Here is a 17,247-nt window from a genome sequence, read left to right on the forward strand (position 1 = left end):
TTACCAACTGCCGCAGGGCGCACGCTGCTTTGCCCGTCGGGAAGCCGCGACCCGTTACCATGCTTCGACCCAATCCACGCAGTTGATGCACATTGGTCCATGATGAGGCCGAATTCGGCTCCATCATAGACCAATGTGCATCAACTGTAAGGAAGCGTCCTCCGGGAAGCACCGGCCGGCGCATTCGACACGCACCGGGCGTCCAAGGCGCGCAAGCTGGTAATCGGCGTTGCCCTATCCGATCAGGCGGACCGGCCCCAAAAGGCCGCTCGGCTCGGAGGGAACAGTGAGCGAGAACATGTCGCGCACCGCATGGTCGAGCGTGTTGGTGACCTCCACGACGAGCTCGTGCTCGCCGGGGGCCAGCTCTCCCGCCTCAAAACGGTAGGGCGGCGCGATCCGCACGCCGAGCGAGCGCCCGTCGAACCAGACCTCCGCAGTCTCGTAGACTTCGCCGAGCTCGAGCACGGCCTCGGAGCGCGCCTCGTCAACCGTGAGGGTCGTACGGTAGCGGAACGTGCCGGACTTGCCCGGGAAGAGCTCGCCAGAGAGGTCGGTCAGAGCCGGCAGCTCACCCTCCTCGTCAAAGGTGGGGTACGCGCGCGCCGAGGCATACGAGACGTGCCAGGAACCCGTTACCTTAAGCGCATCCGTACGCACCGCCGTCGCGGCGCCCGCGCAGCAGCTCTCACCGCTCTCACCCGCAGACGTAACCGCCACCAGGCAGGCCTCGCCCGGCGCAAGCTCAAGCGCACCAGTACAGGTGCTCGACCCGCCGTTGAGCACGTCGTGGCGCACACCCACGAGCGGCTCAAACGCACCTGCAGCACCGCGCACCGCAACGCACGTGCGCACCGCGCGATGCGGATGCTCGTTCACAAACATCCAGAGCTCCTCGGTGGCATCGCCCGTACCATGCGTGTAGCGGCAGGCACGCAGCCACGGCTCCACCCCGGCCACGGCAAGCTCGGTAATCCCCGCCTCGGCAACAGCGCTCGCAAGCCCCTCAAGCGGGACCGCACGCACGCCGGCGAGCGCCTCGCGGCCCAGCTCGGCAAAGCCGGCAGCCTCGGAACCCACACCGTCGTAGGCGGCATGCGGCAGGCTGTCGACCGCAAAGACCGGGATGCCCGCGTCCGCCGCGCGGCGCGCAAAGGCAACCGTCCCCGCACCTGCAAAGGCCGCGCGGGGCAGCACGAAGCAGCGATAACGCTGGCCGTTCACGGCAAACGAACGCTCTTCCGGGTAGAGCTCCACGGTATAGCCTCCGTCAGATGCAAAGGCATCCTCGGGCACAAAGTCAAAATCGATCTGCGCCTGCGCGAGCACACGGGCCGGCTCCTGGATGGGCATGGCCTCTCCCGCCCACTCGGCATCGGCATGGTAGAGTACGGCCGCCACGGGGTGCGCCTCCCCGCCCGAGAGGAGCGTCCCCATGCGGTTGAGGTAGCGCATCAAGATGCCAAAGTGGCGGTACTGCGGGTCCTCGCCGTGGGCATAAAAGTGCGGCGGGCAGTCGGGGTCGGGGAAGGGCGCCATACTAAAGGCGTGGGGCACAAAGTAGTTAACGCCGCGCACGAGCATGTGGTTAGCGATCCACGTCATCTCGCGCAGGCCCTCGTGCCACCCAAAGGCGCCAAAGACCTCAGCCATGCACCGGCCGCCCTTCTTGGGGTCGAGGTGCGCCGCCGAGCTGCCGAGCTTAGCCAGGGCATAAGTAAAGAACTCCATGTCCCACTGGCCGCGACCGTAGGAGTAGAGCCCGCGGTCGATCCCGGGCACCAGCTGGTTGATGACAATGTCGACGCCGGCCATGTCCTGCCCGGCAACGGCGCGGAAGTAGTGCCCCGCACCCACACCAAGGCGGGCGTGGGAGTCCTTGTCCTCGATGACGTGGCCGATGTGCTCCACCCCATGCGCGCGGCACCAGTTACCGATGTTCTCGTCAAAGCACTCGCGGTAGAGCGCCGTGACCACGTCCATGTAGTCGTGACGCGCGCGAGCGCCCGCCGCGTCGCGCGTCCAGAGCCAGGTGAGGTTGGAGAGAAAACGCTCGCCCCAGCGCTCGCGGAGGCGCCGCTCGAGCTCCACCGACCAGGGCAGGAGCTGCCCCGTCTTGCCGATGATGCTATCGGCGCGCGAGGCATCGTCCACCGCGCCCTTCTCGTTCATAAAGCCGGGCTCATCGGTAAAGAAACCCTTGATCGTGCGACCGAATTCATCGGCAAAGTGCTCATAGTGTGGCTCATAGACAGCCTCGATGAGCGTGTCGCACGAGACCTTGTCCACCATGTTGATGTACTCGTCCCTAAAACCGCTCTTGCGCGTGGTGTAGATGAGGCACACGCGCGTCGTGCCCTCGGGAGCGTCAAAGATGAGCCGGTCGGGCACTCCGCCCACCTGCGGCGTTCCAAAATACACCGCATCAGCCGACTCGCCACCCACGACCTGGCCCGCGCCGTCGCCGGCTACGAGCTCCATCGGAAGCTCCACCGGCTCGCCCTCGCGGATCGCCACCGCACCCACAAACTCCTCGCTGGGGTCGAGCGTGTTGCCCAAGGCGATGCTCATGCGGCTCACGGGACCGGCCACATCGATCATGCGGTGGCCGAGCACAACCTTGCGGCGCTCAGGGTACCGGTCGCGGATAAGGCCGTTGGCGTAGCCCGTGGGAAAGTGCGCGTCGTCGAGGAGCCAGATCTTGAGACCCAGGCGCTTACACTCCTCGATCACAAAGGCAACATCGGCCCACCAACCCTCGCCGCAGAAATCGGGGTGTGGGCGGCTCTCGAGGCACACCTCATGGATGTCCGCCGCGGCGATGTGCTCGAGGTAATCGGTGATCGTTGTGCGGTCCTCCCCCTTCATCCACAAAAACGGCAGCACGTGGTTGTCATAGGCGCCCTCGAGCACCTGGTCGAGCAAGCGAGCCATCCCCAGTCCCTTTCAAAAAATGGAGGGGACGCGCGCAGACGGCACGCGTCCCAGAGGTTACCAACAGATTACTTGTCGCGGTCGGTCAGCACAAACGAGAGGATCGCCGAGACCACGAAGGCGATGAGCATCGTGACGATAAAGCCGTAGAAGCTGATGTCGATGCCCTCGGGGTTGATCATAGCCGGGATACGGAAGAGGCCGTCGCCCGCCATGGAGAAGCACTTGCCGCCGAGCGCAGCCAGGATGCCGCCGGCAATACCGCCGCCCACCCACGCGGCCATGAAGCACTTGAACTGCGGCAGGCAGATCGAGTAGATGGTGGGCTCCGTCACGCCAAAGAGGCAGGTGGTCATGTCGGTAATGCCCTCAGCGCGCTTCTCGGGGTCGCGCATCTTGAGCGCGTAGCCAAGGCTCACGCCGGCGAGCGCCCAGACGGTAAGGCCGAGCACGGCGTTCAATGGGTCGGCGCCGAGCGTGGTGACGTTGTTGATGATGATGGGAATCATCGCGCTGTGGAGGCCGAGGAGCACGACGAGCTGCCAGAAGGCACCGAGAACGACGCCCGCGAGGACCGGCGCCACCTCGAAGAGCCACATCACGAAGGAGCTGATGGCGCTCGAGAGCATGTTCATCACGGGGCCGATGGCAAGCCAGGCGACCGGAACCGTCACCGCAAGCACAACGACGGGCACGAGCATCAGCTGCACCATCTCGGGGATGACCTTCTTGGCGCCCTTCTCCACAAGGCTCGCGAAGAACGAAGCGAGAAGTACCGGGAAGAGCGTGTTGGAGTAGCTCGCCGCCGCGACGGGCAGGCCAAAGAAGGAGATGCCGCCCTCGGCCGAGACGGCGGAGACGAGGTTGGGGTACACGAAGGCCGCGCCGATGGCCGCGGTGACGTAGGGGTTGCACCCAAAGACCTTACCGGCCGAGAAGCCGACGATGATGGGCATGAAGTAGAGCACGGCGTCTGCCGCGGCGTACCAGAGCTGGTAGGCGCCGTCGGTGGTGGCGAGCACGCCGAAGGTGGTGCAGAGGGTAAGGATACCTTTGATGATGCCGCCGGCGATCATCGGGCCGATCATGGGCATGATGCAGCCGCTGATAACCTTGAAGAACCGGTCGAAGAGCGAGCCCTGCCCGACCTTGTCGATCTTGACAGCGCCATCGTCCTCGGCGGTGATACCCGCGACCTCGCGCACGAGCGGGGTGACGTTCCCCACATGCGTGCCGATGATGACCTGGTACTGGCCGCCCTGGTTCATGACGCCCTTGACGCCGGGAACGGCCTTGACCTCCTCCTCGTTGGGAATGGAGTCGTCTTTGAGCACAAAGCGCAGGCGCGTCATGCAGTTGGTGACCGAGACGATGTTCTCGCCACCACCTACGGCAGCAACCACATCTTTCGCAAGCTGGCTGTAATCCTTAGCCATGCCAATCCCCTCTCAAGGTAGGTAACCGTTCACGCGAGCAGCTGCTTCTCACGTTGACAAGACCATGGTAGAAGCTCGCAAGGGGTGTGATAATATCGATATCGACAGGGTTTGACTGACCATATCCACACATCGGCCGCTCTCGTGTGATTTATGGAAGTATCTGTGCGATATATCGTATGTTTCTTCTGTACGCGCCTCTTTTGCGCAACCGATGCGCTCAACCGAGGAGCACCTATGGAAATCAGCCAGCTGAACAGCATGCTCATCAGGCTCTCGCCGAGCGAGGAACGCTACCGCCGCGGAGAGCGCTACGACTGGGAGCGGGAGAACCGGCGCGTCTCTCTCGACGGGCGCAGCGTCTTTCGCATCGAGCAGTCAGGCACCGTCGACCGCTCGTACCGGGAGCTCGAAATCACACAGACGGATTGCCCGCCGCTTCTGGGCTCGCTCTCCCTGCGGCGCAACTCGCGCTTCAACCCCGTACCCGAGCACGTACACGAGAACATCGAGATCAGCTATGTCTACGCCGGAAACTGCCCGCAGGTGATCGACGGGCACCCCGTGACCCTCCGCGAGAACCAGGTGCTCCTGCTCGACACCAACTGCCCCCACGCCATCGGGGAACTCGGCGAGGGCGACATCATGATGAGCCTCGTCCTCAATCGCGATTTTCTGCGGTCGAGCCTGCTCGGCACCTTTACGCACGAGAGCATCCTCTCGCAATTCTTTGTCAACGCTCTTAACGACGAGACCGACCACAACCGTTACGTGCGCTTTCATGCGCAGCGGAGCCGCCGGGTGCGCCGGTACTTCCAGGAGATCATGTGCGAGTACTTCGATCCGTCGAACAACGCCGACCGCGTGCTCCTCAACCTCCTGCAGCTGCTCTTTGCCGAGCTCATCTCGGTTTATGAGGAGGACTACGTCAAGCGCGACGAGAACCGCGGTGCCATCTCGGTCATCCCCATCATCCGCTACATAGAGAAGCACTACCGCACCTGCACACAGGAGAGCGTGGCGGAGCACTTTGCCGTGAGCCCCAACTACGTGACGGTCCTCTTAAAGCGTCACACGGGCATGACCTACGTACAGGCCGTGCAGGCGCAGCGGCTCGGCCACGCAGCGAGTATGCTCCGCAACACCGGGCGCACCATCGACGACATCGCCCGCGAGGTGGGCTACGAGAACCAGAGCTTCTTCTACCGCAAGTTCCGCGTGCAGTACGGTATGAACCCGGCAGCCTACCGCGCCCAGCATCAGCCGGCGAGCTAACGGCGCTCGTGTGAGCTAGCGGCACAAAAACGGGGCCGGGGACGCATTTGAGCGTCCTCGGCCCCGCATGGTGCGCCGCGCTGGCGGCACCCTTATGAGCGCTATGGCTTACTGATAGCTCACCGTCTGGTGGTTGTGGTCCTTGACCACCACGTCGTGCGCGCCGCCCTCGACAATCGAGGTGGAGCTCACGAGCGTGAGGCGCGCCTTCTCCTGCAGCTCCTTGATGGTCTTGGCGCCGCAGTTGCACATCGTGGACTTGATCTTGTAGAGCGTGGCGTTGACGCCCTCCTTGAGCGAACCCGCGTAGGGCACATAGGAGTCCACGCCCTCCTCAAAGGCGAGCTTGGAGGCGCCGCCAAGGTCGTAGCGCTGCCAGTTGCGGGCACGCGCCGAACCCTCGCCCCAGTACTCCTTCATATACTGGCCGTTAACGTTGACGCGCGAGGTCGGGCTCTCGTCAAAGCGCGCGAAGTAGCGGCCGAGCATCATGAAGTCGGCGCCCATGGCGAGCGCGAGCGTCATGTGGTAGTCGTAAACGATGCCGCCGTCGGAGCAGACGGGCACGTAGACGCCGGTCTCCTCATAGTACTCGTCGCGGGCACGGCACACGTCGATGAGCGCGGTGGCCTGGCCGCGACCAATGCCCTTGGTCTCGCGCGTGATGCAGATGGAGCCGCCGCCGATGCCCACCTTGACAAAGTCGGCGCCGCAGTCGGCGAGGAAGCGGAAGCCGTCGGCGTCGACGACGTTGCCGGCGCCCACCTTGACGTCGTTGCCGTAATGCTCGCGAATCCAATCGATCGTGAGCTTCTGCCATTCGCTGAAGCCCTCGGAGGAGTCGATGCAGAGCACATCGGCACCAGCCTCGAGGAGCAGCGGCACGCGCTCAGCGTAGTCGCGGGTGTTGATGCCGGCGCCCACCATGTAGCGCTTGTTGGCATCGAGCATCTCGTTGGGGTTGGACTTGTGCTGGTCGTAGTCCTTGCGGAAGACGATGCCCACGAGGCAGTCGTTCTCGTCCACCACGGGAAGCGCGTTGAGCTTGTTGTCCCAGATGACGTCGTTGGCGCGCTTGAGCGTGATGTCCTTATCGCCCACGATGAGCTTCTCACGCGGGGTCATAAAGGTCGCGACCTTGGCGTTGTGGTCGTCGCGGGAGGGACGGTAATCGCGGGAGGTCACGATGCCGAGGAGCTTGCCGTGCGGCGTGCCGTCGGCGGTGACGGGCATGGTGGAGTGACCGGTGCGCTCCTTAAGGTCCATGACCTCGGCCATCGTCATATCGGGCGTGAGCGTGGAGTCGGACACCACAAAGCCCGCCTTGTAGTCTTTGACCACCTTGACCATGGCGGCCTCCTGCTCGGGGGTCTGCGAGCCGTAGATAAAGGCCATGCCGCCCTCGGTGGCAAGGGCGATGCCCATGCGCTCGCCCGAGACGGACTGCATGATGGAGGAAACCATGGGGATGTTGAGGGTAATCGCCGGCTCCTCGCCGCGCTTAAAGCGGGTCAGCGGGGTCTTGAGAGAAACGTTGGCCGGCACATTCTCAGAGGAAGAGTAGCCGGGCACCAGCAGGTACTCAGAAAACGTATGGGACTCACCGGGGAAGAACATCGCCATGGGTACTCCTTCTCTGTTAGGCGCAGGCGCTCCCCGGGCACAGCGGCAACGGGGTGCGATACGCGATGTAACCTTGCGAACCGCCTGGCACGCGATCCGCCTGCAGGCATTGTAATGCAGCCGAAACAATCAAATGGCGGAAACTCTGAGTTGGGTCAATTAACACGGGACTTCCGCGAACGGTAGGAAAGTCGTCGCAGACGGTACCCGTGCGCTTCGTGGTATCGTGCTGCGCAGAGGAGGTACTCATGTCTGTCGTTGCATCTGCCCGCATTACGCTCAAAAACTCCGAACTCGATCTGCCCGGTGCCTTTGGACTCGGTTGCGTGCAGCTGCTTGAAGGTGTGGCGACGGAGCACTCGCTCAACGGTGCCGCCAAACGGCTCGGCATGGCCTACTCCAAAGCATGGCGCATCGTCCGCGAGGCCGAGGCGCATCTGGGCTGCGTACTCCTCCTGCGTGACGGTGCCCGCGGGTCGACGCTCACCCCCGAGGGCGAGCGCGCCGTTGCGGCATATCGCACCCTCCAGGCCGAGGTAAACGAGCTCCTCGCCCAAAGATCTGACGAACTCTTTGGCTAGTCTGTTGGCAGCGCGGGCGGTTGCGCACATCTTGGCACTGTCTTGATAGCTCCCCTCTTGGCAAACCTTATCAACCGTTTAGCTAGCGTCGATGCGGTGGAGCTGAGGTGCAGGTGACCAAGCGTTCCTCAATCTGAATAGTTACGCACTATCTGTTGCGCAACATGTGTTACTATTCAGCGTGCTGAAGAAGGGAGTGTCTATGCCGCCGCAACCTAAATTTGACCGGGCGTCCGTTATCGAGGAGGCTGTCGAACTCGTGCGCGAAGGCGGACTCGATGCCGTCAACGCGCGCGCCCTCGCTGCACGGCTGGGCACGTCGACCAAGCCCCTCTTTCGGCTCTTTACAGGCATGGAGGAACTCAAGGCGTGCCTCGTCGACGAGCTCAACGTTCGGTATAACGCATACATGGACGCGCGCATGACCGATGCGAACCGCTTGATCAGCCAAGGCATCGCCTACGTCTCGTTTGCCCGGGAGGAGCCGAAGATCTTCAACGCCCTTTTTATGAACCGCACCATGGCGGGTTCCACCCTGCAGGGCGTCGCCGACGCCGAGTGGAACCGTGCAACCATTGAGAACGTCCGGGCAATCGCCGGGTGCGAACAGTCCGAGGCCGAAGCGGTCTTTCTCAAGGTCTGGCTCTTCTCACATGGCATCGCCACGCAGATCGTCTCCAACCAGATCGCCATCAGCGACTCTGAGGTCGCAAGCCTGGTGACGGACGCCTACCAGCGCTTTCTCGCGCCTACCGCCGGCAGCGCGGCATAACCCAACCCCCTGTCTTGCACACCACCACGAAAGGATCGACCGTGCTTGAACGAATGGACGAGTTCTTTGACTCCCGCCTTGCCATCTACGACGAGCACCAGCTCGACGCCATCGCCTCGGCACGCGACTTCTATCCGTTCACGGCAGGACTGCTCCCCCGCGAGCCAGGCGCTCGCGTGCTCGACCTGGGCTGCGGTACGGGACTCGAGCTTGAATGGTACTTCCAGCTCAACCCGACGGCGCGCGTCACCGGAATCGACCTGGCACCTGGGATGCTCGACGCCCTGCGCGCGAAGTTCCCCAAGCACAACCTCGAGCTCATCTGCGACTCATATTTTGACGTTCCCTTGGGAGCGCAGCGCTTTGATGCAGCGGTCTCGGTCGAGTCGCTCCACCACTTCACTCAAGCGGAGAAGATCCCGCTCTACACGCGCCTGTGCACCGCGCTCGTTCCGGGCGGCAGCTTTATCCTCACGGACTACTTTGTTTCCGCAGGCGCCGAGGAAGCGCGGCTCCGCGGGGAGCTTGAGCGGCTCCGGCGCGAGCAGGGCATCGAGGACGGGGAGTTCTACCATTTCGACACGCCGCTCACCGTCGCCCACGAGATGGAGGCGCTCCGCGCAGCAGGCTTTACGCAGGTTGAGGTGCTCGGCTCCTGGGCCTCAACCGCAACGCTCCGCGCCACCCGATAGAGCGATGCCGATTGCCCACGTCACCCTCGTGCTCGTAAGCGGCGGCATGGGCCCGGGCCTTGCGCAGCAAACCGCTGACAGCGCAAGGCAAGCACGTGCCCACTTAAGAAGGCGAGCAAGGTACGGGCAATCGGCCAACTCGTGCCGCAGGCGCTCACGCAGCAGCACAACTACGAGAGAAACGCTCGCAGGCCGATGATGATGAGCACGATGCCGCCCACGACCTCTGCCCGCGGGCCAAAATGCGCCCCGAGCCGCCCCCCTAGCGCGAGCACCGCGAGGCAGCACACAAGCGTCGTGATACCGATGGCGGCACCGTAGAGCACGATGTTGGCACCCGCCGCGGCAAGCGACACGCCCACGATAAAGGCGTCGATCGAAGTCGCGATCGCCTCAAAGAAGATGGTAGGGTACGTAAGGTGCGTGGTGGGGCACTGCTCGGGCTCGCGCAGCTCCTGTACCGCCTCCCAGATCATCTTGCCACCCACAAAACCAAGGATAACAAGGGAAACGATGCCCGCATACGCCTCGATAAGGGGCGCGACCAACGTGCCGCCAAAAAAGCCGGCGATGGGCATCGCCATCTGAAAGAGCGCAAACAGGACGGGCATCGCGAGCTTTTTGGATGTCGGCATATCGGGCTCGCAGAGCGAGTTTGAGAGCGTGACCGCCATCGCGTCCATGGCTAGCGCCACGCCAAGCACGAGCGCCTCGAGCGCATCGCCCGAGCTCAAGAACGAATTCACTGCAACCTCCCAGGGGCAGAGCCGATTAAACGTAGGCGCGATGCACGCGGCTCGTTAGGGCTCAGGGGGATTGCAGAAGAGGCGAAGCGCCTGGTCGAGACTATCGGCAACATAGAGCGGGTCATCGGTGCCGGCAAACATGCGGAGATAGCTCACGTCGCGATGCTGCGCGATACCGATGCGCGTGACGGCACCGCCTGCGGGCGCGTTACGGTGCGCAACCTCGCAGAGCGCGAGGAAGCGCTCATGGCGCACACGCTGTGTCTCGTCGGCCGAACCGGTGAGCGAGAAGTCGATGGCGGGGCCGAACCCGTGCTCGAGCACACCGGTCGCGCAGGCGTGGTCGGCGTGGGTCTTGAGGCCCGGATAGAACACATGTCCCACCTTGGGGTGGCAGCGGAGGTATTCGGCAATGGCACGCGCGTTGTCGGTGTGGTGCTGCATGCGGCTGGCGAGCGTATCGAGGCCAGCGGCGAGCGCGGCAAGGTCGCACTCCGCCAACTCCAAGGCGTGGGCGGGCGCCGCAGGGTCACCCAAATCAAAGATAAGCAGACGGTAGGCGTCCTCCGCCTCGGGTCGCACCACGCGACGGCGACCGCGCCCCGAAAGCGAGCGCGCCACCGAGATGGCGACGACCTTTTGCGAGAGCGCGCCAGCCGCCACGCGGTCGAGCGCCTCGAGCGAAATAGTCGCCCCAAGCTTAAGCGGATGGCAGCCAAAGGCAGAGGGCACGGTGTTATCCACAATAAGCAGCGCACCAGCAGCGGCCGCAGCGCGCGAAAGCTCCCGGAGGTCGGGCACGCGGAGGCCGAGCCCGCCGATGCTCGAAACAAACCAGAAGGTGCGGTGCGAGACCCGCCCCGCAGGATAGGCGTAGGAAGCAGGCGATCCCGTCACCGCAAGGCGCGTGTCGCCCCAGCCAAGCTCCTTAGGGCCGTCGGATCCGTCGACGGCCTCCTCAGGCTCCTCGGCATCGGAGGGATCGGTCCCCCACCCCGAAGCAACCAGAAACGCATCGGGCGAAGGTTCGGCCACGAGCGTCACCCGACGCCCCGGAAAGAGCTCGGCAAAGGCATCGGAAAAATCGTCTGCAAAGGCAACGAGATGGTCCTCGGGTCCCACGAGCCCAATCTTAGCGAGGACGTCGACGGTGTGGCGTGCCGGGACAAGCCATGTGGCACGGGCACCCTGCAGCTCGGCAAACCGTTCTGCAAGCTCTCCCTGCATCTGACTCATGACCCCTCCCCTCGTCTGCGACGGAACAAGTATACCGGGTTTATCCTCACCGTGCGGGGCGTCCGACAAATCAAGCGCTGCGGTCGGCGGGCGGCGCGAGGGGCCAAATCCCGCCTGGGCCTCCCATTGCAACAGCCGTATCGCCCTAGTCCAAATCCTCACCGTTTGAGCCAAACGCCTGTGCAAACCACGCAAAGCTCTTCTTGGGCAGCCGGCGCAGATGGTCGCGACCCTCCGCCGCGTAATCTACGTACACCGCGCCGTAGCGCTTCTCGATATCTCCGCTCGAGGACGGGATATCAAGAAGACCCCAACCGAGGTAGCCGATAACCTCGGCACCGTCGAGCTCGACCGCATCCTTGAGCGCCTGGATGTGCGCACGGTGATAAGCGATGCGGTAGTCGTCCGCCACGGGCGAGCCATCCTCGGGAAGCGTCTCGCGCCACCCGATGCCGTTCTCGAGCGAAAAGACCGGAAGCCCCGTGCGCTCGTAGATCTCGGTAAGCGCGCGGCGGTAGCCCGCAGGATCGATGCCCCAGCCCCACTCGTTAACCTCAACGTGCGGATTATCAACGGGTCGGGCGAGCTCTAGTGCGCTTGCCGCAGGATCATCAACCGCGTCGGTAGCGGCAACGCACCGCGACTGGTAGTAACTGAGCGCCGAGAAGTCGTTGCGCATCTGCGCAAGTGCGGCCACCTCTTTGGCCGTGATCTCAAGCGCAATACCGCGGCGACGGAGGTAGGCGCGGTAATACGCGGGGTAGCCACCATGGGCGCAGGTATCGAGGACCACCCAGTTGGCAAGGCGATCCGCCTCGGTTGCCGCCCAAACGTCACGCGGATCGCACGACGCCGGGTAGACGGGCGCAAAGGCGCACATCCCGCCGATCTTGCAGCCCGGGTAATTCTCGTGCAGGTAGTTGGCAACACGCGCATGCGCGACCATCACGTTGTGCGCGATCTGCAGAATCTCGGCCTCGTGCGCCGGGTCGTCGGTGTGCTCCGGCTTAGGCGCACCCGCAATGTCAAAGGCAAGGGGCATGCTGTAGAGGTTCTGCTCGTTAAAGGTAATCCACCAGCGCACCTTGGGCGCAAGCGCATCGATCACCACCTTGGCATACTCCACAAAGGCATCCACCACGTGCTTTGACGCAAAGCCGCCATAGCGCTCAGCCAGCGCCAGGGGCATGTCAAAGTGGTAGAGGCAGACCATGGGCTCGATGCCCCGCGCAATGAGGTCGTCCGCAAGCGCCTCGTAATACGCAAGGCCCTCGGGGTTGACCTCGCCCTCCCCCGCAGGCATGATGCGCGACCACGAGGTCTGAAAACGCAGGCACCCCATGTGCATCTCGACCATAAGCGCGTTGTCCTCGCAGAAGCGGTGGTAGCCGTCTACAGCCTCCTCCCACGCGCCGGGCTTGTGCTCGTAGACGCTCGGACCCTTGCCACCCTCATGTTGGGCACCATCGTACTGCATGCTCGAGACCGAGTTGCCCCACAGAAACCCCTTTGGCAGCGACATCGCGCATCCCCCTCTCTTGTGCTCCATAAAGCAGATGGCGATACCATCGGCCACGCGGGCAGACGGTATCGCCATCTCGTCGTGCACCCGTTACCGGCGCTCCGCGATCTCGGCCTTGACCTCGTCGATAAAGGTCTCGAGCTCGGCGGCGTGCGTCTCGTTGGTGCGGTCGCGCACCGAGATGTTCCCGGCCTCGACCTCCTGCTCGCCAAGGATGAGCATGTACGGAGGACGGTCGATGTTGCGCGCCTCGCGAATCTTGTAGCCGATCTTCTCGTCGCGCTCGTCGAGCACCGCGCGAATGCCGGCAGCCTCGAGTCGCTCGGTCACCGAGCGGGCATAGTCGCGGCTCTTCTCAGAGACGGGCAGAACCTTAACCTGGCAGGGAGCGAGCCATGTGGGGAACTTGCCCTCGTAATGCTCGATGAGGATGCCGATGAAGCGCTCGATGGAGCCAAAGCACACGCGATGCAGCATGATCGGGCGCTTCTTGGAGCCGTCGGCGTCCACGTACTCGAGGTCGAAGTTGAGCGGCATCTGGAAGTCCAGCTGCACGGTACCGCACTGCCAGGTGCGGCCGAGCGAATCCTCCAGATGGAAGTCGATCTTGGGGCCGTAGAAGGCGCCGTCGCCCTCGTTGACCACGTAGTCCTTGCCCAGACGGTCGAGCGCCTCGCGCAGGCCCGCCTCGGCGCGCTCCCAATCCTCGTCGGAGCCCATCGAATCGTCGGGACGGGTGGAGAGCTCGAGGTGATAGGTAAAGCCGAACTTCTGGTAGACGGAGTCGATGAGGTTCACCACGCCCACGATCTCGTCGGTGAGCTGGTCAGGCCGCACAAAGAGGTGCGCATCGTCCTGGTTGAAGCAGCGCACGCGGAAAAGCCCGTGCAGGGCGCCGCGCATCTCGTGACGGTGCACGAGGCCAATCTCGCCGGCGCGGATGGGCAGCTCACGGTAGCTGTGCGGTTTGGACTTATATACGAGCACGCCGCCGGGGCAGTTCATAGGCTTGATGCAGTACTCCTCGTCGTCGATGATCGTGGAGTACATGTTGTCCTTGTAGTGATCCCAGTGGCCCGAGGTCTCCCACAGGCTCTTGCTCATGATCTGCGGGGTCGAGATCTCCACGTAGCCCGCCTTGTGGTGGATCTCGCGCCAGTAGCTCAGGAGCTCATTTTTAAGGATCATGCCGTTGGGCAGGAAGAACGGGAAGCCCGGCGCCTCGTCGCGCATCATGAAGATGTCCATCTCGCGGCCGATCTTGCGGTGGTCGCGGCGCTTGGCCTCCTCGATGAGGCGCAGGTGCTCGTCGAGCTCGGCCTTGGTGGCAAAGGCGGTGCCATTCACACGGGTGAGCATCTTGTTGGCCTTATCGCCCTTCCAATAGGCGCCCGAGACGCCGGTGAGCTTAAAGGCCTTGAGCGCCTTGGTGTAGGTGAGGTGCGGGCCCACGCACATGTCGATGTACTCGCCCTGCTGGTAGAAGGTGATGCGCTCGTCTTCGGGCAGGTCTCCGATGTGCTCGACCTTGTACTTCTCGCCGCGCTCCTCCATGAGCGCGATGGCCTCCTCGCGCGGAAGCTCAAAGACGGAGAACTTGAGGTTCTCTTTTACGATCTTCTTCATCTCGGCCTCAATCGCGGGGAAGTCGTCCTCGCTAATCTTCTGGCCCTCGGGGAGGTCGATATCGTAGTAAAAGCCGTTCTCGGTCGCGGGGCCGTAGGCAAAGTCGGCCTCGGGATAGAGGCGCTTGATGGCCTGGGCCATGATATGAGCGGCGCTGTGGCGGATGACGTGGGTGACCTCGTCGGCCGGGCACTCGGCAACATGGCCGTCGTTATAGAGGACCTTCATAGATAGCTCCTATCGTTTGCGGCGTGCAGAAATACGAGAACGCTCGGCACCCCACAGGGCACCGAGCGGCAAACGGCGCCTGTCCGGGACCGACGGCCCGGGAAAGGACAGACGCCTAGATAGTCTGCGTTCGAGCGCTATACAAGACGACGCAGCACATGGCAGAGCCTTACTGGATGTGCGTACGGCAGTAGGGGCAGACCTTCCAGTGCGCCTCGAGCGGGCGGTGGCAGCTCGGGCAGACGTTGCGGACCTGCGTGTTGCACACCGGGCAGACGATGAAGTCCTTCTCGATGGGCGTGCCGCAGTTAGGGCAGGTGCCGTAGGCCGAGAGCTGACGCTCGCGGAGCGCCATGTCGAGCTCCTGTTCCTCGCGGTCGGCAAGGTAGGTATGCGGCCGGAGCGCGAGGTAAGCGATGAGCCCGATAAACGGGATGAGCGAAACGAGGCCCCACACCCAGAACGCCTGGATGCCGCGGCGCCGCGCGTCGATGAAGACGTAGATAACCGACAGCACGTAGAGTGCCACGATGAAGGCGATAAAGAGGTAGATGGCCATCATGAGCTCGGGCGTGAGCAGCTCAGAGAGGAGGCTCGACATGGAGGGAACCTTTCGTAGTCGCGGATAACGCGCCCTATTGTATACCGAACGGCAGACCCTGACACCCCCGCACGTCAACTGCACATGGAGCGTAGCGTAGGGCCGCGGCAACGGCAGCCCGCCCGGTCCCGCTTTGAGGCGAAGGGGCCGGGCGGGCTACGCACACATGCTATGCGCGGACCCAGACGGTCGCATCACGCGGGAGCACGCCGTTCTCGAGCGGGATGGAGCTCAGGAGCACTTCGCCCTCCGGCACCGGCACCGCCGTCTCGCCAAAGTTCGTGACGCAAAGGATGGTGCCGCCCGAAGCGGCGGGCCGCCCAAAGGCAACGACTTTGTCTGCCTGCGCTTCAGGCGTGATGTCCTCGAGCCAGGTGAGGCCGGTGTCGCCCGTCGCCGTGAGCTCACGCGCACGGAGCTGGAGCGCGCCGCGATAGAGCGCGAGCATCGAGGCGGGATCGGCCTCCTCGCGGTCGACCGCAAAGTCCTCAAACCAAAGAGGCTGCGGCAGATGCGGCGCGGCAGGCGCAGGCGCGCCCTCCGTGCGGTCAGCAAACCCGAAGGTGCCCGTTGCCCCGTCGCCAAAGTTCGCGTTCCAGCTAGCGGGCTCCGGAAGGTCGCCCGCGCACCAGGGCAGGGGCACGCGGCACCCGTCGCGGCCCTTTATCTGGCGAGCACCGCTCGTGTTTACCGCCTGCGGGTCCTCCAGGCGGTCCCACGGAATATCCGCCACCTCAAAGAGCCCAAGCTCCTCGCCCTGGTAGATGTAGACCGAGCCGGGAAGTGCAAGCTCCATGAGGATAGCAGCGCGGGCACGGCGCTCGCCCACCGCACGGTCCTCGATATAGCTCGCGCCGTCGCGCAGGACCCAGTCCGTCGCGATCTGATGGTGCGCCCGCGCGGCAACCTGCGGCAGACCGTAGCGCGAGGCGTGGCGCACCACGTCGTGGTTCGACATGACCCACGTGGTGGTCGAGCCGGAGCGCTCGGCCGAGGCAAGCCCCTCCTCAATGGCACGATGAAAATCGGCCGCGCACCAATTGGCCTTGGCAAACTCAAAGTTAAAGACCTGGCCGAGCTCCTCCGGGGAGGCGTAGAGATACTGGTGATCGGGGTGCACCCACGCCTCACCCACGGCAAAGCGCGGCGGCTCGTACTCGTTAAAGACCTCGCGCCATTCGCGATAGATCTGGTGGACCTCCGGACGATCCCAAAGCGGGTTTGAGCCCGATGTGTCAAGCGGAGCGCTCACCGCATCGGCCGGGAACTCGTCGAGCGGGCGGCTCTCAAGATCCTTGACGAGGGCATGCGCCACATCCACGCGGAAACCGTCGACCCCGCGGTCTGACCAGAACCGGAGCGTCTTTTTGAACTCCTCGTGCACCTCGGGATTCTTCCAGTTGAGGTCGGGCTGCTCCTTGGCAAAGAGGTGCAGGTACCACTCGCCATCCGCCACGCGCTCCCACGCGGGACCGCCAAAGGACGACTGCCAGTCGTTGGGCGGAAGCTCCCCCGCCTCTCCCCGCCCCGGACGGAAGATGTAGCGGTCGCGCTCCGGCGAGCCCGGGCCCGCAGCCAGCGCCTCCTGAAACATCACATGGCAGTCGGAGGTGTGGTTGGGCACGATGTCCACGATGACCTTGATGCCCGAGGCGTGGGCCGCGCGAACCATCTCGTCAAAATCTTCGAGCATGCCGAGCCGCGGGTCGACGTTGCGGTAGTCGATGACGTCGTAGCCGCCGTCGGCAAGGTTTGAGGGATAGAAGGGCGAGAGCCAGATAGCGTCTACGCCGAGCGCCTCGAGATAGCCCATCTGCTTGGTGACGCCGGGGATATCGCCCAGACCGTCACCGTTTGCGTCCTTAAAGCTCCGCGGGTAGATCTGGTAGACCACCGCCTGCTTCCACCACTCGGCCGCTGAAACGCCGCCATGCTGCTCATCTGCCATGAATCCACCCTTCTCACGCGCGGCCCG

General features: G+C 63.8%; 13 protein-coding genes. 4 read left to right on the top strand and 9 right to left on the bottom strand.

Annotation, left to right across the window (positions count from 1 at the left end; translation table 11 throughout):
• Positions 1 to 234: 234 nt before the first annotated feature.
• The gene (locus B5G20_RS05405) at positions 235 to 2,934 is read right to left on the bottom strand and encodes a hypothetical protein (protein ID WP_087355766.1); all 2,700 of its coding nucleotides are present in this window, start codon (positions 2,932 to 2,934) and stop codon (positions 235 to 237) included.
• A 68-nt stretch (positions 2,935 to 3,002) separates the two neighbouring features.
• On the bottom strand, positions 3,003 to 4,370 hold the full coding sequence (locus B5G20_RS05410) for a PTS transporter subunit EIIC (protein WP_087355768.1): 1,368 nt from the start codon (positions 4,368 to 4,370) through the stop codon (positions 3,003 to 3,005).
• A 237-nt stretch (positions 4,371 to 4,607) separates the two neighbouring features.
• Here B5G20_RS05410 and B5G20_RS05415 point away from each other — a divergent pair, with 237 nt between their 5' ends.
• On the top strand, positions 4,608 to 5,645 hold the full coding sequence (locus B5G20_RS05415) for an AraC family transcriptional regulator (protein ID WP_158094397.1): 1,038 nt from the start codon (positions 4,608 to 4,610) through the stop codon (positions 5,643 to 5,645).
• Positions 5,646 to 5,753: 108 nt separating this feature from the next.
• Here B5G20_RS05415 and B5G20_RS05420 read toward each other — a convergent pair whose 3' ends face one another.
• Positions 5,754 to 7,268, bottom strand: a complete 1,515-nt coding sequence (locus B5G20_RS05420) for an IMP dehydrogenase (RefSeq protein ID WP_087355771.1) — start codon at positions 7,266 to 7,268, stop codon at positions 5,754 to 5,756.
• 248 nt (positions 7,269 to 7,516) lie between these two features.
• Here B5G20_RS05420 and B5G20_RS05425 point away from each other — a divergent pair, with 248 nt between their 5' ends.
• The 3 genes from B5G20_RS05425 (at position 7,517) to B5G20_RS05435 (ending at position 9,313) form a co-directional block, all read left to right on the top strand.
• A complete protein-coding gene (locus B5G20_RS05425; RefSeq protein ID WP_087355772.1) occupies positions 7,517 to 7,849 on the top strand; it encodes a LysR family transcriptional regulator in 333 nt (110 codons plus the stop codon).
• A 202-nt stretch (positions 7,850 to 8,051) separates the two neighbouring features.
• On the top strand, positions 8,052 to 8,621 hold the full coding sequence (locus B5G20_RS05430) for a WHG domain-containing protein (protein ID WP_087355773.1): 570 nt from the start codon (positions 8,052 to 8,054) through the stop codon (positions 8,619 to 8,621).
• A 41-nt stretch (positions 8,622 to 8,662) separates the two neighbouring features.
• A complete protein-coding gene (locus B5G20_RS05435; RefSeq protein WP_204207659.1) occupies positions 8,663 to 9,313 on the top strand; it encodes a class I SAM-dependent methyltransferase in 651 nt (216 codons plus the stop codon).
• 170 nt (positions 9,314 to 9,483) lie between these two features.
• On the opposite strand, the gene B5G20_RS05440 is transcribed toward B5G20_RS05435, so the two are convergent.
• The 6 genes from B5G20_RS05440 to B5G20_RS05465 form a co-directional block, all read right to left on the bottom strand.
• Entirely contained in the window at positions 9,484 to 10,059 is a 576-nt protein-coding gene (locus B5G20_RS05440; RefSeq protein ID WP_239286886.1) for a manganese efflux pump MntP family protein, read from the bottom strand.
• Positions 10,060 to 10,113: 54 nt separating this feature from the next.
• Positions 10,114 to 11,295, bottom strand: a complete 1,182-nt coding sequence (locus tag B5G20_RS05445; RefSeq protein ID WP_087355775.1) for a PLP-dependent transferase — start codon at positions 11,293 to 11,295, stop codon at positions 10,114 to 10,116.
• Between the two features lie 145 nt (positions 11,296 to 11,440).
• Entirely contained in the window at positions 11,441 to 12,892 is a 1,452-nt protein-coding gene (locus B5G20_RS05450) for a glycoside hydrolase family 1 protein (protein ID WP_204207664.1), read from the bottom strand.
• Between the two features lie 15 nt (positions 12,893 to 12,907).
• Complete coding sequence (gene thrS / locus B5G20_RS05455; protein ID WP_087355776.1) at positions 12,908 to 14,671, bottom strand: threonine--tRNA ligase; 1,764 nt, start codon at positions 14,669 to 14,671, stop codon at positions 12,908 to 12,910.
• Between the two features lie 169 nt (positions 14,672 to 14,840).
• A complete protein-coding gene (locus B5G20_RS05460; protein WP_087355777.1) occupies positions 14,841 to 15,272 on the bottom strand; it encodes a zinc ribbon domain-containing protein in 432 nt (143 codons plus the stop codon).
• Positions 15,273 to 15,441: 169 nt separating this feature from the next.
• Positions 15,442 to 17,220 (bottom strand): glycoside hydrolase family 13 protein, encoded by a 1,779-nt coding sequence (locus B5G20_RS05465; protein WP_087355778.1) that lies wholly within the window; start codon positions 17,218 to 17,220, stop codon positions 15,442 to 15,444.
• Positions 17,221 to 17,247: the final 27 nt, after the last annotated feature.

This window comes from Collinsella sp. An7, from assembly GCF_002159335.1.
Lineage (GTDB): Bacteria > Actinomycetota > Coriobacteriia > Coriobacteriales > Coriobacteriaceae > Coprousia.